Genomic DNA, 26,394 nt, shown 5'->3' with positions numbered 1-26,394 from the left:
GCGCCACCGACTGCGGCGACCACGTCACCACCACCCGCAACCCCAGCTCGGCACCCCGCAGCACCAACTCCTCCGGATCCACCGCAGGGCCGAACACCTCAGCATCCAGCCCATCAAGCCGACGCTCCGCAGCCACCTCCGCCACCAGCCGCGCGTTCGGAATCCCCGACACCCGCACCGGGCCACCAACACCAGCGACATCGAACTCCGGCGTCCAGGACACGCACGGCAACTCCGCGACATCCACCACCTCCGACGGCGCCTTGTGCAGCACCACCTCGTACCGGTGACGAGTCAGCTCGTTGTGATAGCCACCCCGCTTCAGCTGGATGTCCACCCCGCCAACACGCTCATCGGCCGCAGCCAGCGCAGTGAAGAACTCCGGGGCCGTCACCAACTCCTTCTCCAGCAGCACCGCACGGTCCACCACCGAACGAGCCGCCGCACCACGATCGGCGTTCACCGCCGCGTGCAGCGCCCGCAGCGAACCCGCATGCCGCACATCACCGATCACCAGACGACCACCCGGAGCCAACAACCCCATGGCCTGGTCGATCACCCGGGCCAAATACTCCCCATCAGGGAAGTACTGCACCACCGAGTTGATCAACACCGTGTCGAAATACTCCAACGGCAGCCCGTCGACCACATCGGCCGCCTGACACCGCAACCGCACCCGATCCGACAACCCCGCCCGGGCCACCTGAGCAGTCAGCCTGTCGATCACAGCACCCGACAGATCCGTACCCCAGTACTCATCCACACCCGGCGCCAGATGCGCCATCAGCAGACCAGAACCGACACCGATCTCCAGGACCCGCTCACCGCCGAGGTCACGCACCCGCTCCACGGCCGCATCACGCCACGCACGCATCTCGTCCAGCGGAATCGGCTCACCCGTGTACGAACTGTCCCAGCCCGAGAAATCCTCACCGAAACCACCCGACCCCGCACCCGAGTAGACCGCGTCGTAGATCTCCCGCCATTCACCGACCTGGGCATCCCCACCGGAATCCGCCTCCTCGGCACCGCCCGCCGCCGCAGCCGCCGCCGCTGCCAGGTCCGGCACCACATAAGCAGCCAGACGCTGATCCCCCGGAACATCCTCACGGACCAGGACGGCCGCCTGACGCACACCCTCGCAGCCGGTCAGCAGGGACTCGATCTCGCCGGGCTCGATACGGAAGCCACGGACCTTGACCTGTTCATCCGCACGGCCCACGAACTCCAGCTGCCCATCCGCACGCCACCGCACCAGATCACCGGTGCGATACATCCGCACCCCCGACTCGAACGGCGACGCCACAAACCGCTCCGCAGTCAACCCCGCCCGGCCCAAGTATCCACGCGCCAGACCAGCACCCGACACATACAGCTCACCCACCACACCCACCGGAACCGGCCGCAGCACCTCATCCAGAACAAAGGCACGGGTGTTGGTGATCGGCCGGCCGATCGGCGCCACACCCTCCACCAGCTCACCGCTCATCGACACACAGACGGTGGACTCCGTCGGGCCGTACGCATTCACCACACGCCGCCCCCGCGACCACCGCGCGGCCAACTCCGGCGGCGCCGCCTCACCCGCCAGCACCACCGACTCCAACGACCCCAGCCCCGACTCCGCCGAAGCGGGCAGCGCCCCCAACACCGACGGCGGCAACGTCACATGCGTGACACGCTGTCCCTCCAGAACACCACGCAGTGTCTCGCCCACCAGACGGCCCTCTTCCGGCACCACCAGCACAGCACCGGAGCCGAAAGCCATCACCAACTCCCAGAACGCCGCATCAAAACTCGGCGAGGCAAACTGCAACACCCGGCTGCCGGAACCAACCCCCAGCCGCTCCGCCTGCGCACGAGCCAAGCTCGCCACACCACGATGCGACACCACCACACCCTTGGGAACACCGGTGGAACCGGAGGTGTAGATCACATACGCCGCCTGCTCACCCCCCACACCCACCACAGGGTCGGTCTCGGGGAGATCGGACATGTCCTGGGCCATGGCCTCCGCGTCCAGGACCAGCACCGGCCGCGCGTCGCGCAGCATGAACTCCCGCCGGTCCCCCGGGTACTCGGGATCCAGCGGCAGATAGGCACCGCCGGCCTTGAGGACGGCAAGGACCGCCACCACCATCTCCACCGACCGCGGCAGCTCCACCGCCACCAGCTTCTCCGGGCCGACACCCTGGCCGATCAGCCAGTGCGCAAGCCGGTTGGCCCGCGCGTTCACCTCCCCGTACGACAGGGACAACCCACCATGAACCAACGCCACCGCATCCGCGTCCCGCCGCACCTGGGCCTCGAACAACCCCGCCAGCGTCACCCACGGCACCTCGACGGACGTACCGTTCCACACCTCCAGCAGCCGACCACGCTCATCATCCGACAGCAGCTCCACCGCACCGACGGACAGCGAAGGATCCACCACCACCTGCTCCAGCAACCGCACCCAACGCCCCAACAACCCCTCCACCGTCCCACGGTCGAAGAGCTCGGACGCGAACTCGACCAACGCCTCGATGCCCGCCGCGCCGCCGGTGTCGTCGTGGCGCTCGTACATCTCGACCAGCATGTCGAAGCGCGAGGTTTCGGTACTGATGAACTCGGTGCGGACCTGGAGCCGTGGGAGGCGGAACTCCTCCGACGGCATGTTCTGGAGCACCATGGCGACCTGGAACAGCGGGTGATGGCTGGTGGTGCGCTGCGGGTTGAGGACCTCGACCAGGTCCTCGAACGGCACGTCCTGGTGCGCGTACGCCGTCACGCTCCGCTCCCGTACCCGAGCGAGGAGCTCCTCAAAGGTGGGGTTCCCGGAGGTGTCGGTACGCAGCACGAAGGTGTTGACGAAGAGGCCGATGAGGTCGTCGAGGGCCTCGTCCGTGCGGCCCGCCACGCCGTTGCCCAGCGCGATGTCGGTGCCCGCGCCGAGGCGGGTGAGGAGCGCGGCCATGCCGGCCTGCAGCACCATGAAGGCCGTCGTGTTGGTGCGGCGCGCCAGTTCGTGGACGCCGCGGTGCAGTTCGGCGTCGAGCTGGAAGTCGACCCGGCCGCCCTCGTAGCCTGCTGTGGTGGGCCGGGGGCGGTCGGCGGGGAAGGTCACCTGCTCGGGCAGGTCCGCCAGCTCCCGGCGCCAGTAGTCGAGTTGCTTGGCGTACACGCTGTCCGGGTCGCCCGCGTCGCCCAGTCGGTCGCGCTGCCACAGGGTGTAATCGGCGTACTGCGCGGGGAGTTCGGGCCACTGCGGGGCGCGCTGCTCGACGCGTGCGGTGTACGCCTCCACCACGTCGCGTGCCAGGGGGGCCATCGACCAGCCGTCACCGGCGATGTGGTGCAGTAACAGGAGCAGGGTGCTGTGCCCGGGCCCCGTCTCGAACAGCCAGCCACGCAGGGGTATCTCGGTGGACAGGTCGAATCCGTAGCGGCTCATGTCGCGCAGCGTGCGCTCCAGGTCGGCCTCGGGGACGGATCGTCGCTCCCACCGGAAGTCGGCCTCGTCCAGGTCTCGTATCAGCTGGTACGGCTCGCCGTCGACCTCGGGGAAGACGGTGCGCAGCGACTCGTGTCGGCCGATGACATCGAGAAGGGCCGCGTGCAGTGCCTCGGCGTCGACGGTGCCGGTGAGGCGGAGGGCCAGGGGGACGTTGTACGTCGCCGAGCGGCCCTCCAGCTTGTGCAGGAACCACAGGCGGCGCTGGGCGAACGACAGCGGCACCACATCGGGGCGTTGGGCGTGTGCGAGGGGCGTGTGGGTGTCGCCGCCGTCGGCTGTCTCGGCCAGCCGCTTGGCGAGCGCGGCGGGTGTGGAGAAGTCGAAGATCTCCTTGATCTTCAGCTCTGTGCCCAGGGCGGCGCGGATCCGGACGAGCAGCCTGATCGCCGTCAGTGAATGACCGCCGAGCTCGAAGAGGTCGTCGTGGGGGCCCACGTGGTCCTTGCCGAGCGTCTCGGCGAACAGAGCGCACAGCACCTCCTCGCGCGATGCCTTGGCGTCCAACTTCTCGCTCCCTCTTCTGGCGGTTTCGAATCCGTCGTGCATCGGCCCGGATGGGGTCTTTGGCGGCCGGCTCATGCGGTGGGTCACGTGGTGGGGTGGGTCGAACACGTCTGCCGGATCTTCTCGGCAACGATCGGGCCGATGTCCCGCAGCGGTTCCGGATTCATCATGTCCGTGTGCTGGCAGTCCACCTTCTGGAACTCGATGTCGCCGGTGAGATAGGGGGCCCAGATTCCGGGTTCGAGCTTGTGGTTCATCTCGTCGCCGGTGGAGGCCAGGATCAGCGTCGGCGCGGAGACCGGCCGGGGCTTGTTGTCCACCTCCAGGAGGGCGTGGTTGATGGTCAGGTGCATCATTGCCGTGACCTCGGCCTCGCTGAGGCCGGCCAGGGCGGTGTTCTTCGTGATCAGCAGCTCCGCTGTGGCCTCGTGGGTGAGCTCGGCCGCCTCCTCGTCGGTGAGTTCGATGTCGAAGAGGGCCAGCATGGCGCGGTGCACGTCGGCGACCTGCACCTTCGGCAGGGACTCCTCGATCTCGCGGCGGCTGACCGGGTTCACCGGGAAGCAGTCGAGCAGTGTCAGCAGCGCCACCCGCTCGCCGCGCTCCTCCAGCAGCACGGAGATGCTGTGGGCGACGACACCGCCGAACGACCAGCCCAGGAGGTGGTACGGGCCTTCGGGCTGGATCCGGAGGATCTGCTCCAGGTAGTCCTCGGCCATCTCCTCGATGGACTCCGCGAGCTTTCCGCCCGTCAGGCCGCGAGCCTGCAGGGCGTACACCGGGGTGTCCCGGTCGATGTACTGGAGGAGACCGGCGTAGGACCAGCCGAGGCCGCTGCCGGGGTGGACGCAGAAGACCGGGCGGCCCTCGCCCTGGGTCCGCAGCGGCAGGAGCACCTCCAGGGCGTTCTCGTCGCCGGCGACGTCGAGGCGGGCGGCGAGGCCCGCCGGGGTGGGCGCCTCGAAGAGGACTCGCAGCGGCAGCTCGACACCGAGCACGTCGCGGATCCGGCTCATGAGGCGGATGGCGAGCAGGGAGTAGCCGCTGAGGTCGAAGAAGCTGTCGTCGACGCCGACCCACTCCATCCCCAGGACTTCGGCGAACAGCCCGCACAGCACCTCTTCGTGCGGGGTGCGGGGTGCTCGGCCCCGCCCGGCGTCCGTGAGGTCGGGCGTGGGCAGGGCCGTGCGGTCCAGTTTGCCGTCGGGCGTCAGGGGCACGTCCGTGATGGCCACGACGGCGGACGGGACCATGTACTCCGGCAGTCGGTCCGCCACATGGGCGCGCAGCGCGCGCCCGTCCAGCTCCGCCGTTCCGTCCTCGGGCACCGCGTAGCCGATGAGCTGGGTGCCGTCCGGGCCGTCCGCTCGGGCGACCACCACTGCCCGCCGCACCGACGGGTGCGATGCGAGGGCGGTGGCGATCTTGCCCGGCTCGATGGGGAAGCCGCGGAGCTTGACCTGTTCGTCGGCGCGGCCGGCGAACTCCAGTTGGCCGTCGGCGCGCCAGCGTGCCAGGTCACCGGTGCGGTACATCCGTACGCCCGGCTCGAACGGGTTCGGTACGAACCGCTCCGCGGTAGGCCCCGGGCGGCCGAGATAGCCGCGGGCGACCTGAGCCCCGGACATATACAGCTCGCCCACCGTGCCCGGTAGCACCGGCCGCAGCCCGGCGTCGAGGACGTAGGCGCGGGTGTTGGAGGACGGGCGGCCGATCGGCACCGGTCCGGAGGGCAGTTCCGTCTCCGGTGGGAGCTCGAACTGGGCGCAGATGGCGGTCAGTTCGGTCGGGCCGTAGGCGTTGATCAGGGTGACGTGGGGGTGCTGGGTCCGCCAGGCCGCGACTGCCTCGCCGATCAGTGTCTCGCCGCCGAGGATCAGGGTTTCGCCGGGCGACCAGCCCTCGGGCAGCGCTTCCAGAAGCGGCAGGTGCGAGGGGGTCGCCTTCACCAGCGTCACGGGGGCGTCGTCGGCCGGTTCCCGTCCGGGCAGTTCCTCAAGGCCGCTCAGGTGGACCCGGCCGCCGCTGGCGAGGGTGGTGTACAGGGCGGTCGCCGTCAGTTCGAAGGCGATCGATGAGTGCACCAGTGTCGCGCCACGCGCTGCCGGGTGGTGCCGCACTGCCCAGTTGAGGAAGTTCACCACCGAGCGGTGCTCGACCACCACGCCCTTCGAGCGCCCCGTCGGCCCCGAGGTGTGGATCACGTAGGCGGGGTTGCGGGGCAGCAGCGGGGCGGTGCGGTCGGTGTCGGACAGGTTGTGGGACGGCAGGGCGGCGAGCGCCGCTGCCGTCTCCGGAGAGTCCAGGAGAACGCGGGTGTGCAGGGCCTGGGGAAGGAGGGCCGCCGTCTGGGCGGTGGTGAGCACGCATACGGGCGCGGTGTCGTCGAGGGCGTGTGTGAGGCGGTCGGCCGGGTGGTTGGGGTCGAGCGGCAGACAGGCGGCGCCGGACTTCAGCACCGCGACCATTGCCACCAGCATCGCGGCCGAGCTCGGCACGGCGAGGCCGACGAACCGCTCGGGGCCCGCTCCGAGCGCGGACAGGTGCCGGGCGAGCCGGTTGGCCCGCTCGTTGAGCTCCAGGTAGGTGAGCAGACCGTCCTCGGCCGCCACCGCCACCGCGTGCGGGGTTACCGCGGCCCGGTCCTGGAGGAGTTCCACGAGGGTGACGTCGGGCACTTCCCGGTCGGTGTCGTTCCACTCGCACAGCACCTGGTGCCGTTCGGCTTCGGTCATGACGTCGATCTCGCCGACGGGCCGCCGCGGGTCGGTGACCACCGCCTCGGCCACCGTGCCCAGGCGGGCCACGATCGCTGCCGCGGCATCGTGGTCGAACAGGTCGGTGGCGTAGCTGAGTTGTCCGGCCAGCCCCGCCGGTGAGCCGTCGTCGGCGAAGCTCTCGCTGAACGTGAAGTCCAGATCGAACTTGGCGGCGTCGGTTCCGGCGTCGACGAAGCCGACGTCGAGTCCGGGCAGTGTCAGGTCGGCGCGGCCGGTGTTGGCGAGCGACATCATGACCTGGAACAGCGGGTGCCGGGATGTCGACCGGTCCGGGTTGATGATCTCCACGAGCCGCTCGAAGGCCAGCTCCTGGTGGGCGTAGACGGCCAGGTCGGTCTCCCGGACCCGGCCGAGGAGTTCGGTGAACGTGGGGTTCCCGGACAGGTCCGTGCGCAGCACCAGGGTGTTGACGAAGAACCCGATGAGGTCGTCGAGGGCCTCGTCGGTGCGGCCGGCGATCGGGGCGCCGATGACGATGTCGTCACCGGCGCCGAGCCGGGACAACAGCACCGCCATGGTGGCTTGGAGCGTCATGAAGACGCTCGCCCCGGACTGGGAGGCCAGTTCCACCAGGCCGCGGTGGACGTGGGCGGGCAGCTCGATGGCGACGGTGGCGCCCCGGTGGCTGGGCCGGTCGGGGCGGGGCCGGGAGGTGGGCAGGGCCAGTTCCTCCGGCGCTCCGGACAGCATCCGCCGCCAGAACGCCGCCTGCTGGGCGATGGCGCTGTCCGGGTCGTCCTCGCGGCCCAGGACCTCCCGCTGCCAGAGGGTGAAGTCGGCGTACTGGACCGGCAGTCCGGCCCACTGCGGGGCACTGCCGGTGCTGCGTGCGGCGTAGGCGGCGGCGAGGTCCTTGGTCAGCGGGGCCAGGGACCAGCCGTCGCCGGCGATGTGGTGCAGCAGGACCAGCAGGACGCACTCGTCGTGCTCGGGCGTCCCGGTCTCGAAGAGCCAGGCGCGTACGGGTGGCTCGGTGGCGAGGTCGAATCCGTGGTGCGCCGCGGTGTCGAGTGCCGCGGGCAGCTCGGCCTCGGTGACCGCGCGGGTCTCCCAGCCGATCTCGGCCCGGTCGGGGTCGAGGACCACCTGGTGCGGCTCGCCGTCGACCTCGGGGAAGACGGTGCGCAGCGACTCGTGCCGGCCGACCACATCGAGCAGTGCGGTGCGCAGCGCGTCCCGGTCCACCTGGCCGGTGAGGCGCAGCGCCAGCGGCATGTTGTAGGTGGCGGAGGGGCCCTCCAGTTTGTGCAGGAACCACAGGCGGCGCTGCGCGTACGACAGCGGTACGGCCTGCGGGCGTGCCATCGGCACCAGCGCGGCGCGGGCCCGGCCGCTGCCGGCCAGGTGCCGGGCGAGTCCGGTCACGGTCGGGTCGTCGAAGACGGTGCCGATGGTGATCTCCACGCCGAACACGCCGCGGATGCGGCTGACCAGGCGGGTGGCGAGCAGGGAGTGGCCGCCGAGGTCGAAGAAGCTGTCGTCGATGCCGACCCGGTCCAGGCCGAGGACCTCGGCGAACAGGGTGCACAGTTCGGCTTCCTGCGCGGTGCGTGGCTCGCGGCCCTCGCTGAGGGTGCCGTAGTCGGGGGCGGGCAGCGCCGAGCGGTCGAGCTTGCCGATCGGGGTGAGCGGCAGCCGGTCGAGGACGACGAAGGCGGCGGGGACCATGTACTCCGGCAGCCATGTGCGCAGTCCGGTGCGCAGTTCCCGGTTCAGCTCGACGACGCGGCGGTGCGCGGCGGGGCTGTTGGCGTGCGTCTGGGCGGGCCGGGTGGCGTCGCTGCCACGGTAGGCGATCACCGGAGTGCTGGTGCCGGCGGGCCTGAGGACCGCGTCGAAGCAGGCGTCCTGGCCGGAGTTGGACCAGGTCGTCACGGCCGCCATGCCCTGGGCGGCGGCGAGTTCGCGCAATTCCTCCGGGTCCAGGCCGGCCGGGCTCCGGGTCTCGGGCCGGCCGCCGCCTTCGATGGCTCGCAGTGCGAGATGGTCGGCCCGCAGGCGGGCGTTGGGCACATCGGCCAGCCGCAGCCCGGACGGGTGTGCGCGCAGTGCCGTCGTGAGTCCTTCGGTGCCGGCGCCCACCGCGTCCCAGGTGAGTTCCGGCAGGTCGGCCGCGGTGTCCGGGGCGGCCGGGGCCTTGTGGATCACCACGTCGTAGCGGTAGCGGGAGAGCTCGTTGGCGTAGTCGCCGGTCTTGAGCCGGATGTCGACGCCGCCGGCGTCCTCCAGGGTCTCGCCGAGCCGCACGAAGAAGTCGGGGGCGAGGAGCAGTTCCTCTTCGTCCCGGACCTTCTGCTCCAGGAGCGCGCGTGCGGCCTCCGGCTCGTCGCCCGCCTCCAGGCGGTGGGCGACGACCCCTGCCTGGAGGTGGCGCAGCAGCCGCAGGTTGCGGATGTCGCCGAGGAAGACGGAGCCGCCGGGGGCCAGCAGTCGCAGGCTCTTGCGGATGACATCGGCCAGGTAGTCGGCGTGCGGGAAGTACTGGGCCACGGAGTTGATGACGATGGTGTCGAAGAAGCCCTCCGGCAGGCCTGTGGTGTCGTCGGCGGCCTGGGCGCGCAGTTCGACGCGCCCGGTCAGCTCCGCCTGCTCGGCCGTCCTCGCGCGCAGGCTCTCGATGGCCGATGCGGAGAAGTCGGTGCCCCAGTAGGCGGTGCAGTGCGGGGCCACTTGGGAGAGGATCAGTCCGTTGCCGACGCCCAGTTCGAGGACGTTGCGCGGGGCGAGCCGGAGGATCTCCGTGACGGCCGCGGAGCGCCACTGGTGCATCTCGGCGAGCGGGATCGGGGAGCCGTCGTAGCTGCTCTTCCAGATCCCGAAGTCCTCCCAGAATCCTCCGTTGTCCGCCTGGTCGCGGTAGACCGACTCATAGACCTCCTGCCAGGAGACGATTTGTCTGCCGTCGTCTGCGCTGTCGCGGCGGTGCGCCCAGTCCTGGTCGGGGACGACGTAGCCGACGAGCCGCGGGGTCTCGTCGTCCTCGCGCACCACGACGGTGGCTGCGGCGACGCCCTGCTGCCGGGTGAGTGCGGCCTCGATCTCGCTGAGTTCGATGCGGAATCCGCGCACCTTGACCTGGTCGTCGACCCGGCCGGCGAATTCGAGTCCGCCCTCGGCACGCCACTTGGCCAGGTCACCGGTGCGGTACATGCGGGAGCCGGGCGCGCCGTAGGGGTTGGCCACGAAGCGTTCGGCGGTGAGCCCGTGCCGCCCGAGGTAGCCGCGGGCCAGGAACGGGCCCGCGAGGTACAGCTCTCCGGCGACGCCGTCGGGCACCGGTCGCAGCCGGGCGTCGAGGACGTACACCTGGGCGTTGCGCAGCGGCAGCCCGATCATCGGTGGGCGGTCCGGGCCGGTCACGTCGGCGGCGGTGATCCAGACGGTGGCCTCGGTCGGCCCGTACAGGTTGACCGCGCCGCCGCCTTGCGTGTGGAGGCGCTCGGCCAGGGCGGCGGGCAGCGCCTCGCCTCCGACGAGGAGCCGGACGCCGGTCAGGCCCTGGGGGGCGTGGGCGAGGATGGAGCGGTACACCGACGGGGTGCCCTGGAAGACCGTGGCGCCGCGGTCGCGGATCAGGCGGTGCAGGGCGATGGGGTCCTTGCCGACCTGGTCGGTGGCGACCTCGACGCTGGCGCCGGCGAGCAGCGGGGCGTAGATCTCCACGGCCGCGATGTCGAAGGTGATGGTGGTCGCGGCCACCATGTGGTCGCGCGGCGTCAGCCCGAGGCGGGCGCCGACGGAGTCGAGGAACTGGGAGATGCTCCCGTAGGAGACCACCACGCCCTTGGGCCGGCCGGTCGAGCCCGAGGTGTAGATGACGTAGGCGGCGCTGTCGAGGTCGACCGGTGCGCGCCGGTCGGTGTCGGTCACGTCGTGGACCGCGCAGGCTGCGAGCCTGTCCTCCACGTCGGCGTCGCCGAGGCGGAGCACGAGGTCCGGTTGTGCGTCCGGCAGCTTCTCCTGGATGGCCGCGGTGGTGATCAGCGCGGCGGATGCGGCGTCCTTGAGGACGTAGGCGAGGCGGTCGGCGGGGTGTGCCGGGTCCATGGGCAGGTAGGTCGCGCCCGCCTTCTGTACGGCGAGGAGCGCGACGACCATGTCCACGGAGCGGGGCAGCGCGAGCGCGACCACGCTCTCCCGCCCGATGCCGTGGTCGAGGAGGAGGCGTGCCAGCTGGTTGGCGCGGCCGTTCAGCTGCCGGTAGGTGGCCGTCTCGTCCCCGGCGCGCACGGCGAGCGCTTGGGGGGTCACGGCGGCCTGCCGCTGGAACCGCTCGTGGGCGGGCTCGGTGGGCGCCGGTGCCGTGGTGTCGTTGCGGGCCACCAGGGTGTGGGACCGCTCCTGGGCGGAGAGCAGTTCGGCGTCGGCGATGCGCACCGCCGGGTCGAGCGCGATCGCGCGCAGGAGGTTCTCGTACCACTCTGCGATCTTCTCCACCGTGGCGCGGTCGAAGAGCTCGGTGGCGTACTCCAGCGTTCCGGTGAGCCCTGCGGGCCGCCCGTCGTCGCTCTGTGCCTCGGCCAGGCTGAGGAAGAGGTCGAACTTGGAGTTGTCGCCGTCCAGCGGGTACGGGGTGGCTTCGATGTCGTGTATCCGCAGCGTCGGCGCGTCCACGTTGTGCAGCTGGAACATCACCTGGAAGAGCGCGTTGCTGGCCATTGACCGGACCGGGTTGAGTGCCTCCACCAGGAACTCGAAGGGCAGGTCCTGGTTGGCGTACGCGGTCAGCGCGGTGTCCCGGGCGCGGCCGAGGAGTTCGTCGAAGCGGGGGTTGCCGCCGGTGTCGGTGCGCAGCACCAGGGTGTTGACGAAGAAGCCCACCAGGTCGGCGAGGGCCTCGTCCGTGCGGCCCGCGATCGGGACGCCGACCGGGATGTCGTGGCCGGCGCCGAGCCGCGAGAGCAGGGCGGCGAACGCGGTCTGCACCACCATGAACAGCGTCGACTGGGAGTCGGCTGCCAGCGTGCGCAGGGCGGTGTGCAACTCCGGGTCCAGGGTGAAGGTGAGGATGTCGCCGCGGTAGCTGGCGACGGCGGGTCGCGGCCGGTCCGTGGGCAGTTCGAGCTGGGAGGGGATGCCGTCGAGGGCGGTCTCCCAGTAGGCGAGCTGCTGGGCCACCAGGCTGTCCGGTTCGTCGGTGCGGCCGAGGAGCCGCTGCTGCCAGATCGAGTAGTCGACGTACTGGACGGGCAGCGGCGGCCAGTCGGGGGCGGAGCCCGTCAGGCGCGCCTCGTATGCCTGGGCGAGGTCGCGCATCAGCGGCGCCCGGGAGGCGCCGTCGCCGACGATGTGGTGCATCAGGACGACGAGGACCGGTGCGGCCGGGTCGGCGGAGCCGGTGCCGTCCGTGTGCTCAGGGGCGTCCGTGGTGGGCAGGAACAGCCAGGCCCGTACCGGCGGTTGTCGGTCCAGGCCGAAGTGGTGGCCGGTCGCCCGCCGCACGGCCTGGTGCAGCAGGTGCGCCGGTACCTCCTCGACGTCGAGGCGCAGCGGGGCCTCGGCCGGCTCCAGCACGATCTGCCGGGGTTCGCCGTCGGTCTCGGCGAAGACCGTGCGCAGCGACTCGTGCCGCGCCACCAGGTCCTTCAGGGCTGCCCGCAGGGCGTCCTGGTCGACCGCTTTGGACAGGCGCAGCGCGAGGGGCCAGTTGTACGCGGACGACGGTCCTTCGAGTTGGTGCAGGAACCACAGGCGGCGCTGGGCGAAGGACAGCGGGATGGCGTCCGGGCGCGGCATGGGCGCGAGTGCCGTACGGGCCCGGACGCCGGTGTCGAGGCGGGCGGCGAGCCCGGCCACGGTCGGTGACTCGAAGACCGTGGCGATCGGCACCTCGATGCCCAGGGCCGCGCGGATGCGGCCGACCAGGCGGGTGGCGAGCAGCGAGTGGCCGCCCAGGTCGAAGAAACTGTCGTCGACGGTCACCCGGTCCACGCCGAGGACGTGGGCGAACAGCCCGCACAGCAGTTCCTCTTGGGGGGTGCGCGGGGCGCGGCCGCTGCTGAGGGCGGTGAACTCCGGGGCGGGCAGGGCGCGGCGGTCCAGCTTGCCGTTGGGGGTCAGCGGGACCTCGTCGATGATCACCACCGCGGCCGGGACCATGTAGTCCGGCAGCCGCTCGGCGACGTGCGCGCGCAGGGCGGCGGGGTCGACGGCGGCGGGGTCGGTGGCCGGTACGACGTAGCCGACGAGCTGGGTGTCCCCCTGCTCTGTCTCGCGGGCCACGGCGACGGCCTGCCGCACGTCCGGGTGGTCGAGCAGGGCCGCGGCGATCTCGCCGGGCTCGATACGGAAGCCCCGCACCTTGACCTGTTCGTCGGCGCGGCCGGAGTACTCCAGCTGGCCGTCCGCGCGCCAGCGCGCCAGGTCGCCGGTGCGGTACATGCGTGCTCCCGGCTCGAAGGGGCAGGCGACGAAGCGTTCCGCCGTCAGGCCGGAGCGGCCCAGATAGCCGCGGGCCAGCTGGGCACCGGCGACGTACAGCTCACCGACCGCGCCGGTGGGCACCGGCTTCAGGCGGGCGTCGAGGACGTAGGTCCGCATGTTCCAGAAGGGGCGGCCGATGGGGACGGGCCCCGCGGGCAGCTTTTCCTTCGGGCCGATGCGGAACTCGGTGCAGTTGACGGTGGTCTCGGTGGGGCCGTACGCGTTGACGACGGTGACCCGCCGGTGTGCGGCGCGCCACTCGGCGAGGGCCTCGGCGGTCAGGGCCTCGCCGCCGAGGATCAGCATCTCGCCGGGTGACCAGTGCTTGGGCAGCTCGCTCAGCATCGGCAGGTGTGACGGCGTGGTCTTGGCCAGCGCCACCGGCACGCCGTCGCTCTCGGACGGGATGTCCTCCAGGGCCGACAGATGGACGCGGCCGCCGACGACGAGGGTGGTGTAGAGGCCGGTGACGGTGAGGTCGAAGGCGATCGAGGTGGGCACCAGCGTGGCGCCCCGCGCGGCGGGGTAGTGGTGCGTGGTCCAGTTGAGGTAGTTGGCGACGGCCCGGTGCTCGATGACCACGCCCTTGGGCCTGCCCGTGGAACCCGATGTGTAGATGACGTACGCCGGGTGCTCCATCTCGACGTCGGCTTCGGGGTCGGTGTCCGGGTGTGCGGACAGGTCGCGGGCGAGGGTGTCCTCGTCGAGGACGAGGAGGGGGGCCGCGTCGTCGAGGATGAAGGCACGCCGCTCCGCCGGGTACTCCGGGTCGACCGGCACATAGGCGCCGCCGGCCTTGAGGACGGCGAGGACGGCCACCACCATCTCCAGCGACCGCGGCAGCATCACCGCCACCAGCTTCTCCGGCCCCACCCCCTGGCCGATCAGCCAGTGTGCGAGGCGGTTGGCCCGGGCGTTCAGCTCCCCGTAGGCCAGGGAGTGCTCACCGCAGACCAGCGCCACCGCGTCGGGGCTGCGCCGCACCTGGGTCTCGAACAGCTCGAAGAGCGTCGCCTGCGGCACCGCGACGGTCGTGTCGTTCCAGGTCGTCAGCATCTGTCCGCGCTCTTCCTCGGCCAGCAGCTCCGCCTGGCCGATGGGCAGTGAGGGGTCGGCCGCCACCTGTTCCAGGAACCGCGTCCACCGGTCCAGGACGCTCTGGATCATGGCGTGGTCGAAGAGGTCGGTCGCGTACTTCATCGCGCCGGCGATGCCCGCGGGCGCTCCGGAGGCGGTGTGCCGCTCCATCACGTTCACCGAGAGGTCGACCTTGGCGGTCTCGATGTCGACCGGCTCGCCGCTGACCTCAAGGCCGGGCAGCTCGAACCCCGCGGTGGGGTTGTCCTGGACGACGAGCATGACCTGGAAGGGGGAACGGTGGGCGGACGAGCGCTGCCGGTTGAGCAGCTCCACCAGGTGGTCGAACGGCACGTCCTGGTGGGCGTACGCGGAGACGTTGGTCTCCCGCACCCGCTCCACCAGCTCCCGGAAGCTCGGGTCGCCGGAGGTGTCGGTGCGCAGCACCAGTGTGTTCACGAAGAAGCCGACGAGGTCGTCGAGTGCGGCGTCCATGCGTCCGGCGATCGGCGAGCCGAGCGGGATGTCCGTGCCCGCGCCCAGCCGGGTGAGCAGCGCCGCCATGGCCGCCTGCACGACCATGGGCACGGTCGCGCCCGTCTCCCGCGCGAGGGCCGTGAGGCGCTGGTGCACCTCCGCGCTGGTCTCGAAGCCGACGGACGCCCCGTCGTAGGAGGGTGTCGCGGACCGGGACCGGTCGGTGGGCAGGGCGATCTGGTCGGGGAGCCCGGCCAGCTGCTCGCGCCAGTAGTCCACCTGCTGGGCGTAGAGGCTCTCCGGGTCGTCCTCGGCGCCGAGGAGCTCGCGCTGCCACAGGGTGTAGTCGATGTACTGCACGGGCAGTGGCGCCCACTGCGGGGCCCGGCCCTGGAGGCGCTCGGTGTAGGCCGTCACCACGTCGCGGGCGAGCGGGCCCATGGACCAGCCGTCGCCGGCGATGTGGTGCAGCAACAGCAGCAGCACCCATTCGTCGGGCCGGATCTCGAACAGGGTGGCCCGGAACGGCACATCGCCGGTCAGGTCGAACTCGTAGCGGGCGGCTTCCTCAAGCACCGCCGGGAGCTCCGCCTCCGTCACCGCCCGGTGCTCCCAGCCGAACGCGGCGTCGGCCGGGTCGAGGACCACCTGGTGCGGTTCGCCGTCGGTCTCGCGGAAGACGGTGCGCAGCGGCTCGTGCCGGCCGACTGCGTCCCGCAGCGCGGCCCGCATCGCCTCCGGGTCCACGGTGCCCTTCAGGCGGAGCGGCAACGGCATGTTGTACGTCGCCGAGGGGCCCTCAAGGCGGTGCAGGAACCACAGGCGGCGCTGCGCGAACGACAGCGGCACCGTGTCGGGGCGGTCCATGGGGGCCAGGGACGTGCGCGTCGGGCCGCCGAGGTCCAGCTGCGCCACGAGTTCAGCGACTGTCGGTGACTCGAACAGAACCCGGAAGGGGAGCTCGACGTCCAGTTCGCTGCGGACCCGGCTGACGAGCCGGGTGGCGAGCAGGGAGTGGCCGCCGAGGTCGAAGAAGCTGTCGTCGATGCCGATGTGCTCCAGGTCCAGGATCTCGGCGAACAGCCGGCACATCACCTCTTCCTGAGGTGTGCGGGGGCCGCGGCCCGCTGGGCCGGACGCGTAGTCGGGGGCGGGCAGGGCTCTGCGGTCCAGCTTGTCGTTCGGGGTCAGCGGCAGCCGGTCGAGCACCATCACTGCCGACGGCACCATGTACTCCGGCAACCGCTCGGCCAGGTGGGCGGTGAGCGCTGCCGGGTCGAGCGCGGCGGCAGCGCCGTCCGGCACCACGTAGGCCACCAGACGATGGTCTCCGGGAACGTCCTCACGGGCCAGAACAACGGCCTGACGCACACCCTCGCAGCCGGTCAGCAGGGACTCGATCTCGCCGGGCTCGATACGGAAGCCACGGACCTTGACCTGTTCGTCAGCACGGCCCGCGAACTCCAGCTGGCCATCCGCGCGCCATCGCACCAGGTCACCGGTGCGATACATCCGCACCCCCGGCTCGAACGGGCAGGCGACGAAGCGTTCCGCCGTCAGCCCCGCCCGGCCCAGGTATCCACGCGCCAGACCGGCACCCGACACATACAGCTCACCCACCACACCCGCCGGAACCGGCCGCAACACCTCGTCCAGGACGTAGGCGCGGGTGTTGGTGATCGGCCGGCCGATGGGAGCGGCTGCCGCATCGGTGCCGGTGCTCATCGACACACAGACGGTGGACTCCGTCGGGCCGTACGCGTTCACCACACGCCGCCCCCGCGACCACCGCGCGACCAGCTCCGGCGGCGCCGCCTCACCCGCCAGCACCACCGACTCCAACGACCCCAGCCCCGACTCCGCACCCACAGGAACAGCACCCAGCGCCGACGGCGGCAACGTCACATGCGTCACAGCCTGCTCGGCCACCACCCGCTGAAAGTCCTCGCCCACCAGACGGCCCTCTTCCGGCACCACCAGCACGGCACCGGAGCCGAAAGCCATCACCAGCTCCCAGAACGCCGCATCAAAACTCGGCGAGGCGAACTGCAACACCCGGCTGCCGGAACCAACCCCCAGCCGCTCCGCCTGCGCACGAGCCAAGCTCGCCACACCACGATGCGACACCACCACACCCTTGGGGGTGCCGGTGGAGCCGGAGGTGTAGATGACGTAGGCGGGGTGCGCCGACTCCACGGGGAGCCGGGGGTCGGTGTCCGGGAAGGCGGACAGGTCCCGTGCCAGTGCCTCCGGGTCCAGGACGAGGAGCGGGGACGCGTCCGCCAGCATGAAGGCGCGCCGCTCGGCCGGGTAGGCCGGGTCGATCGGTACGTACGCGCCACCGGCCTTGAGGACCGCCAGGACGGCCACCACCATCTCCACCGACCGCGGCAGCTCCACCGCCACCAGCTTCTCCGGGCCGACACCCTGGCCGATCAGCCGGTGCGCAAGCCGGTTGGCCCGCGCGTTCACCTCCCCGTACGACAGGGACAACCCACCATGGACCAACGCCACCGCGTCCGCGTCCCGCCGCACCTGGGCCTCGAACAACCCCGCCAGCGTCGCCCACGGCACCTCGACGGACGTGCCGTTCCACACCTCCAGCAGCCGACCACGCTCATCGCCCGACAGCAGCTCCACCGCACCGACGGACAGCGAAGGATCCGCCACCACCTGCTCCAGCAACCGCACCCAACGCCCCAACAACCCCTCCACCGTCCCACGGTCGAAGAGCTCGGCGGAGTACTGGACGGCCGTGACGATGCCTTCGGGAGCACCGTCGTGGCCGTGGCGCTCCACCACGTTGAGTTCGAGGTCGGCCTTGGCCACGCTCAGGTCGACGCCTTCCGCCGTGACGTTGAGGCCGGGCAGCTCGAAGGAGCCCTCCTGGGCGTTCTGCAAGCCCAGGATGACCTGGAAGAGGGGGTGGTGGGAGGTGGAACGCTGCGGGTTGACCAGCTCCACCAGGTGCTCGAACGGCACGTCCTGGTGCGCGTACGCCGCCAGGCTCGTCTCCCGCACCCGGCCCAGAAGCTCATCGAAACTCGGGTCACCCGAGGTGTCGGTACGCAACACCAACGTATTCACGAAGAAGCCGACCAAGTCATCAAGCGCATCATCCATACGCCCGGCGATCGGCGAACCCAACGGAACGTCCGTACCCCCGCCAAGACGCGTGAGCAGCGCCGCAAGACCGGCCTGCAACACCATGAACACCGTCGTGTTCGACCGCCGCGCCAACTCCACAAGCCGCCGGTGGAGCCCCACGTCCAGCGCGTAGGCGAGGGAGCCTCCCTCGTGCGAGGCGACCGCGGGGCGGGGCCGGTCGGTCGGGAAGGTCACCTGCTCGGGCAGGCCCGCGAGCTGCTCACGCCAGTAGCCCACCTGCTGGGCGTAGACACTGTCCGCGTCACTCTCGTCACCGAGCAACTCACGTTGCCACAGCGAGTAGTCCGCATACTGAACCGGCAACGCGGACCACCCCGGGACACCACCCTGCGAACGGGCCGTGTAAGCAGCCACCACATCCCGCGCCAGCGGCCCCATCGACCAGCCATCACCCGCGATGTGGTGCATCAGGAGCAGCAGGGCGCTCTCGCCCGACGTGATCTCGAACAGCCAGGCGCGAAGCGGGATTTCGCGGGACAAGTCGAACGCGTGGCGGGCTCCCTCCGCCAAGGCGCCCGGCAGCTCCGCCTCCGTCACCGGCCGGTTCTCCCAGCCGAACGCGGCGTCGGCCGGGTCGAGGACCACCTGGCAGGGTTCGCCGTCGGCCTCGGGGAAGACGGTGCGCAGCGACTCGTGCCGGGCGACGACGTCCCGGAGAGCGGCGTGCAGCACCTCAGCGTCGACACCACCGCGCAGCCGCAGGACAAGCGGCATGTTGTACGTCGCCGAGGGACCCTCCAGCTTGTGCAGGAACCACAAACGGCGCTGCGCGAACGACAGCGGCACCACATCCGGCCGGTCCACAGGCACCAGAGCCTTACGGGTCCGTCCCTCCCCCACGCTCAGCCGACCGGCAAGACCGGCCACCGTCGGCGCGCTGAACACATCCTTGATCGGCAACTCCACACCCAGGACACTGCGGATACGGCTGACCAGGCGAGTGGCGAGCAGGGAGTGGCCGCCCAGGCCGAAGAAACTGTCGTCGATCCCGACCCGCTCCACACCGAGAACCTCGGCGAACAGGGCACACAACACCTCCTCCTGCGGCGTACGCGCAACGCGACCCCCCACGGTCGCCGCATAGTCGGGGGCGGGCAGCGCCCTGCGGTCCAGCTTCCCGTTCGGGGTCAGCGGCAGCCGGTCCAGCACCATCACCGCCGACGGCACCATGTACTCCGGCAACCGCTCGGCCAGGTGGGCGGTGAGCGCTGCCGGGTCGAGCGCGGCGGCAGCGCCGTCCGGCACCACGTAGGCCACCAGACGCTGATCCCCCGGAACATCCTCACGGGCCAGGACGGCCGCCTGACGCACACCCTCGCAGCCGGTCAGCAGGGACTCGATCTCGCCGGGCTCGATACGGAAGCCACGGACCTTGACCTGTTCGTCAGCACGGCCCATGAACTCCAGCTGGCCATCCGCACGCCACCGCGCCAGGTCACCGGTGCGATACATCCGCACCCCCGGCTCGAACGGGCAGGCGACGAAGCGTTCCGCCGTCAGCCCCGCCCGGCCCAGGTAACCACGCGCCAGACCAGTACCCGCCACATACAGCTCACCCGCCACACCCGCCGGAACCGGCCGCAACACCTCATCGAGCACGAACAGGCGGGTGTTGGTCACCGGGCGCCCGATCGGCACGACTCCGTCGGAGAGCGGCTCGCCGTCGGTCACGGTGCTGGTGGAGACGCAGACCGTCGCCTCGGTCGGACCATAGGCGTTGAGCATGCGGCGCCCCGCGGACCAGCGCGCGGCCAGCTCCGGCGGGCACACCTCGCCACCGGCGACCACGGTCTCAAGGCGGGGCAGGGCCGACTCGATGCCGTCGAAGGTAAGCGCGCGCAGCACCGACAGCGGAAGCTGCACATGCGTGACCTCCGCATCGGCCAGGAGCCGGTGGAGGGCCTCGCTCGACAGCCGTCCCGGTTCGGGGACGACGAGCGCGGCGCCTGCGGCGAACGCGGTGCACAGGTCGCCGAAGGCCACGTCGAAGCTGGGTGAGGCGAACTGCAGCACCCGGCTCGGGGGGCGGACGCCCAGCCGCTCGACCTGGGTGCGCGCCAGGGCGGCGACGCCCGTGTGGGTGACGACCACGCCCTTGGGGGTGCCGGTGGAGCCGGAGGTGTAGATGACGTACGCCGGGCACGTGAGGGCGATGCCGACCTCGGGGTCCGTGTCGGGGAAGCCGGACATGTCCTGGGCCATGGCCTCCGCGTCCAGGACCAGCACCGGGCGCGCGTCGCGCAGCATGAACTCCCGCCGGTCCCCCGGGTATTCGGGATCCAGCGGCAGATAGGCACCGCCGGCCTTGAGGACGGCCAGGACGGCCACCACCATCTCCACCGACCGCGGCAACTCCACCGCCACCAGCTTCTCCGGGCCCACCCCCTGGCCGATCAGCCGGTGCGCAAGCCGGTTGGCCCGCGTGTTGAGCTCGGTGTAGCTGACGGGCGTGTCGGCGAAGTAGACGGCGGTCGCCTGGGGTGCACGGCGCACCTGGGCCTCGAACAGCCCGGCCAGTGTCTCGCCCGGCACCTCGGCCGCCGTGTCGTTCCACTCGGACAGGATCCGGGCCCGCTCCGCCTCGGTCAGCAGCTCGGCCCTGCCGATCGGCGCCGACGGGTCGGTCACCACCTGCTCCAGCAGTCGCACCCACCGCGTGGCGAAGCTCTCGACGGTGGAGCGGTTGTACAGGGCTGTGGCGAACTCGGCGAGGGCCTCGATGCCTGCCGGCGCCCCCGCTTCGTCGTAGCGCTCGATGACGTTGACCGCCAGGTCGGCCTTGGCCACGCTCAGGTCGACGCCTTCCGCTGTGACGTTGAGGCCGGGCAGCTCGAAGGAGCCCTCCTGGGCGTTCTGCAGGCCCAGGATGACCTGGAAGAGCGGGTGATGGGAGGTGGAGCGCTGCGGGTTGACCAGCTCCACCAGGTGCTCGAACGGCACGTCCTGGTGCTCGTACGCCGCCAGGCTCGTCTCCCGCACCCGGCCCAGAAGCTCCTCGAAACTCGGGTCACCCGAGGTGTCCGTGCGCAACACCAACGTATTCACGAAGAAGCCGACCAAGTCATCAAGCGCATCATCCATACGCCCGGCGATCGGCGAACCCAACGGAACGTCCGTACCCCCGCCAAGACGCGTGAGCAGCGCCGCAAGACCGGCCTGCAACACCATGAACACCGTCGTGTTCGACCGCCGCGCCAACTCCACAAGCCGCTGGTGGAGCTCCGCGTCGAGTTCGAAGGGCAGGTGCGCGCCTTCGTAGGAGACCACGGCGGGGCGGGGCCGGTCGGTCGGGAAGGTCACCTGCTCGGGCAGGCCCGCGAGCTGCTCACGCCAGTAGCCCACCTGCTGGGCGTAGACACTGTCCGCGTCACTCTCGTCACCGAGCAACTCACGTTGCCACAGCGAGTAGTCCGCGTACTGAACCGGCAACGCGGACCACCCCGGGGCACCACCCTGCGAACGGGCCGTGTAAGCAGTCACCACATCCCGCGCCAGCGGCCCCATCGACCAGCCATCACCCGCGATGTGGTGCACGAGGAGGAGCAGGACGCTGTCGTCCGCTCCTGTCTCGAACAGCCAGCCGCGGATGGGTATCTCGGAGGCGAGGTCGAAGGCGTAGCGGGCGGCTTCCTCCAGGGCCTTCGGGAGCTCTTCCTCCGTCACCGGGCAGCGCTGCCACTCCAGCTCCGCGCTCTGCGCGTCCAGAACCAACTGGTGTGGTTCGCCCGCCACTTCGGGGAAGACGGTGCGCAGCGACTCGTGCCGGGCGACGACGTCCCGGAGAGCGGCATGCAGCACCTCAGCGTCGACACCACCGCGCAGCCGCAGGACAAGCGGCATGTTGTACGTCGCCGAGGGGCCCTCCAGCTTGTGCAGGAACCACAGGCGGCGCTGGGCGAACGACAGCGGCACCACATCCGGCCGGTCCACAGGCACCAGAGCCTTACGGGCCTGGCCGTCGCCCCGCAGTCGCTCCACCAGTCCGGCGACGGTCGGCGCCTCGAAGACGTCCTTGATCGGCAGCTCGACGCCGATCACGCTGCGGATGCGGCTGACCAGGCGGGTGGCGAGCAGGGAGTGGCCGCCCAGGTCGAAGAAGCTGTCGTCGATCCCGACCCGCTCCAGGCCGAGGACCTCGGCGAACAGGGCACACAGCGTCTCTTCCTGCGGCGTACGCGCAGCACGACCACCCGCAGTCGCCGCGTAGTCGGGGGCGGGCAGCGCCCTGCGGTCCAGCTTCCCGTTCGGGGTCAGCGGCAGCCGGTCCAGCACCATCACCGCCGACGGCACCATGTACTCCGGCAACCGCTCGGCCAGGCGTTCACAGGCGGCCTTCACCACCGCGCCGATCCCCCGGGCAGCCACCGGGCTGTTCACCCATGGACCACCTGAGACCGCCGGCACGTACACGCCCGACAGCACTCCCTCCTCCGCGCCGGACGGCAAGACGATCGCGTCGAAGAGCGCCACGGACTGGGACGACCACGTCACCACGACCCGCAGCCCCAGCTCGGCACCCCGGAGCACCAGCTCCTCCGGGTCCACCGCCGGACCGAAGTCCTGGGCATCCAGCAACTGCTCGGCGGCCACCTCCGCCACCAGCCGCGCGTTCGGAATCCCCGACACCCGCACCGGCGCCTCGACAGCCCCCAGCTCCCACTCCGGTGACCACACCACACCCGGCAGCCCGGCCACATCCCGCACCCGCACCGGCGCCCTGTGCAGCACCACCTCATACCGGTGACGAGTCAGCTCATTGTGATAGCCACCCCGCTTCAGCTGGATGTCCACCCCGCCAACACGCTCATCGGCCGCAGCCAGCGCGGTGAAGAACTCCGGGGCCGTCACCAGCTCCTTCTCCAGCAGCACCGCACGGTCCACCACCGAACGAGCCGCCGCACCACGATCGGCGTTCACCGCCGCGTGCAGCGCCCGCAGCGAACCCGCGTGCCGCACATCACCGATCACGAGACGGCCACCCGGGGCCAGCAGGCTGACGGCCTGGTCGATCACCCGGGCCAGGTACTCCCCGTCCGGGAAGTACTGCACCACCGAGTTGATCAAAACGGTGTCGAAGTACTCCGACGGCAGCCCGTCGACCACATCGGCCGCCTGACACCGCAACCGCACCCGATCCGACAACCCCGCCCGGGCCACCTGAGCGGTCAACCTGTCGATCACAGCACCCGACAGATCCGTGCCCCAGTACTCATCCACACCCGGCGCCAGATGCGCCATCAGCAGACCAGAACCAACACCGACCTCCAGGACCCGCTCACCGCCGAGGTCACGCACCCGCCCCACGGCCGCATCACGCCACGCACGCATCTCGTCCAGCGGAATCGGCTCACCCGTATACGAACTGTCCCAGCCCGAGAAATCCTCACCGAAACCACCCGACCCCGACCCGGCATACACCGAGTCATAGATCTCCCGCCACTCCTCCACCTGAGCGTCCCCACCGGAGCCCGCGTCCTCAACGGCACCCACAGCGGCAGCCACGGCCAGGTCCGGCACCACATAGGCAGCCAGACGCTGATCCCCCGGAACATCCTCACGAACCAGAACAGCCGCCTGACGCACACCCTCACACCCAGTCAGCAGGGACTCGACCTCGCCCGGCTCGATACGGAAGCCACGGACCTTGACCTGTTCGTCAGCACGGCCCATGAACTCCAGCTGGCCATCCGCACGCCATCGCACCAGATCACCGGTGCGATACATCCGCACCCCCGGCTCGAACGGGCAGGCGACGAAGCGTTCCGCCGTCAACCCCGCCCGGCCCAGGTATCCACGCGCCAGACCGGCACCCGACACATACAGCTCACCCACCACACCCGCCGGAACCGGCCGCAACACCTCGTCCAGGACGTAGGCGCGGGTGTTGGTGATCGGCCGGCCGATGGGAGCGGCTGCCGCATCGGTACCGGTGCTCATCGACACACAGACGGTGGACTCCGTCGGACCGTACGCATTCACCACACGCCGCCCCCGCGACCACCGCGCGACCAACTCCGGCGGCACCGCCTCACCCGCCAGCACCACCGACTCCAACGACCCCAGCCCCGACTCCGCACCCACAGGAACAGCACCCAACACCGACGGCGGCAACGTCACATGCGTCACAGCCTGCTCAGCCACCACCCGCTGAAAGTCCTCACCCACCAGACGGCCCTCTTCCGGCACCACCAGCACAGCACCGGAGCCAAAAGCCATCACCAGCTCCCAGAACGCCGCATCAAAACTCGGCGAGGCGAACTGCAACACCCGGCTGCCAGAACCAACCCCCAGCCGCTCCGCCTGCGCACGAGCCAAGCTCGCCACACCACGATGCGACACCACCACACCCTTGGGGGTGCCGGTGGAGCCGGAGGTGTAGATGACGTAGGCGGGGTGCGCCGACTCCACGGGGAGCCGGGGGTCGGTGTCCGGGAAGGCGGACAGGTCCCGTGCCAGTGCCTCCGGGTCCAGGACGAGGAGCGGGGACGCGTCCGCCAGCATGAACGCACGCCGCTCGGCCGGGTAGGCCGGGTCGATCGGTACGTACGCGCCACCGGCCTTGAGGACCGCCAGGACCGCGACCACCATCTCCACCGACCGCGGCAACTCCACCGCCACCAGCTTCTCCGGCCCCACACCCTGGCCGATCAGCCAGTGCGCAAGCCGGTTGGCCCGAACGTTCACCTCCCCGTACGACAGGGACACCCCACCATGAACCAACGCCACCGCATCCGCGTCCCGCCGCACCTGGGCCTCGAACAACCCCGCCAGCGTCACCCACGGCACCTCGACGGACGTGCCGTTCCACACCTCCAGCAGCCGACCACGCTCATCATCCGACAGCAGCTCCACCGCACCGACGGACAGCGAAGGATCCGCCACCACCTGCTCCAGCAACCGCACCCAACGCCCCAACAACCCCTCCACCGTCCCACGGTCGAAGAGCTCGGACGCGAACTCGACCACCGTCTCGATGCCCGCCGGACCCTGCGTCCGGTCATGGCGCTCGGTCAGAGAGACGAGCATGTCGAAGCGGGACGTGCCGGAGCCGATGACCTCCGCCTGCACCTGGAGTCCGGGGAGCTCGAACTCCTCGGTAGGCGCGTTCTGAAGGACGAGAGCCACTTGGAAGAGCGGGTGGTGGGCCGACGAGCGGTTCGGGTTGAGCAGCTCCACCAGGCGCTCGAACGGCACGTCCTGGTGCTCGTACGCTGCCAGGCTCGCCTGGCGGACGCGCCCCAGGAGCTCTTCGAACGCAGGGTCGTCCGAGGTGTCCGTGCGCAGCACGAACATGTTGACGAAGAAGCCGATGAGGTCATCGAGGGCCTCGTCCGTGCGGCCCGCCACGCCGCTGCCCAGCGCGATGTCGGTGCCCGCGCCGAGGCGGGTGAGGAGCGCGGCCATACCGGCCTGCAGCACCATGAACACCGTCGTGTTGGTGCGGCGCGCCATCTCAACGAGGCCCCGGTGCAGCTCCGTGTCCAGCTCGAACGTCAACTGGGCGCCCTCGTAACTGGCCGTGGCGGGCCGGGGGCGGTCGGCGGGGAAGGTCACCTGCTCGGGCAGGTCCGCCAGCTGGTCGACCCAGTAGGCGACCTGCTGGGAGAAGACGCTCTCCGGGTCGTCCTCGTCGCCGAGCAGCTCGCGCTGCCACAAGGTGTAGTCGACGTACTGGACGGGGAGTTCGGGCCACTGCGGGGCGCGCTGCTCGACGCGTGCGGTGTACGCCTCCACCACGTCGCGGGTCAAGGGGGCCATCGACCAGCCGTCACCGGCGATGTGGTGCATGAGCAGCATCAGGACGCTGTCGTCCGGCCGGATCTGTAACAGAGCGGCCCGGATGGGCACTTCGGAGGAGAGGTCGAAGGCGTGGCGCGCGGCCGTCTTCAGGGTGCGCGGCAGATCGGCCTCGGCGACCGGCCTGCTCTCCCAGCCGAAGTCGAACGCGCCGGGTTCGAGGACGAGCTGGTGCGGTTCGCCGTCGACCTCGGGGAAGACGGTACGTAACGACTCATGACGTTCCATCACGTCCCGGATGGCCGCTTGGAGTGCCTCCGCGTCAACATCGCCCTTGAGCCGAAGCGTCAGCGGCATGTTGTACGTGGCTGACGGCCCCTCCAGCTTGTGCAGGAACCACAGGCGGCGCTGCGCGAAGGACAACGGGATCACGGGCTGATTCCTTCTTCTCCGCCTCGCCCCGGGCAGGGCTGAGGCATTGGGCGATGGTCCGGCCGAGTCGTTGGATGAAGGGCCCTCGTGCACGCCGTTCAAACGAGGCGGTTTTCACCGTCAGTTGAACAAGGCGTACGAGAACACGACAGATTAGCCGTCAGCAGACAAGGCAGACAGCAAAGCCGAAGACAGCGAAAGGGGCATGAGACATGAGAAAGGAAGCGGGAAACCCTGAACTTCTCATCATGCGGTTGGTGTCACAGGCATGCGTGCCTGAATAGCCCCAACGTCAGTAAA

General features: G+C 70.5%; 2 protein-coding genes. Both read right to left on the bottom strand.

Annotated elements, in window-relative coordinates; genetic code table 11:
• On the bottom strand, positions 1-4,000 hold a 4,000-nt coding region (locus ACFW9Z_RS31175), incomplete at its 3' end, for an amino acid adenylation domain-containing protein (RefSeq protein ID WP_384645984.1).
• A gap of 83 nt (positions 4,001-4,083) precedes the next feature.
• Positions 4,084-26,130, bottom strand: coding sequence for a non-ribosomal peptide synthase/polyketide synthase (locus ACFW9Z_RS31170; protein ID WP_384645987.1), 22,047 nt, complete (start codon positions 26,128-26,130; stop codon positions 4,084-4,086).
• Between the last annotated feature and the right edge of the window lie 264 nt (positions 26,131-26,394).

Origin of the sequence: Streptomyces sp. NPDC059452 (assembly GCF_042750035.1) — a bacterium.
In the GTDB taxonomy this organism is placed as follows: domain Bacteria; phylum Actinomycetota; class Actinomycetes; order Streptomycetales; family Streptomycetaceae; genus Streptomyces.
This window is presented reverse-complemented; position numbering and strand designations above follow the sequence as displayed.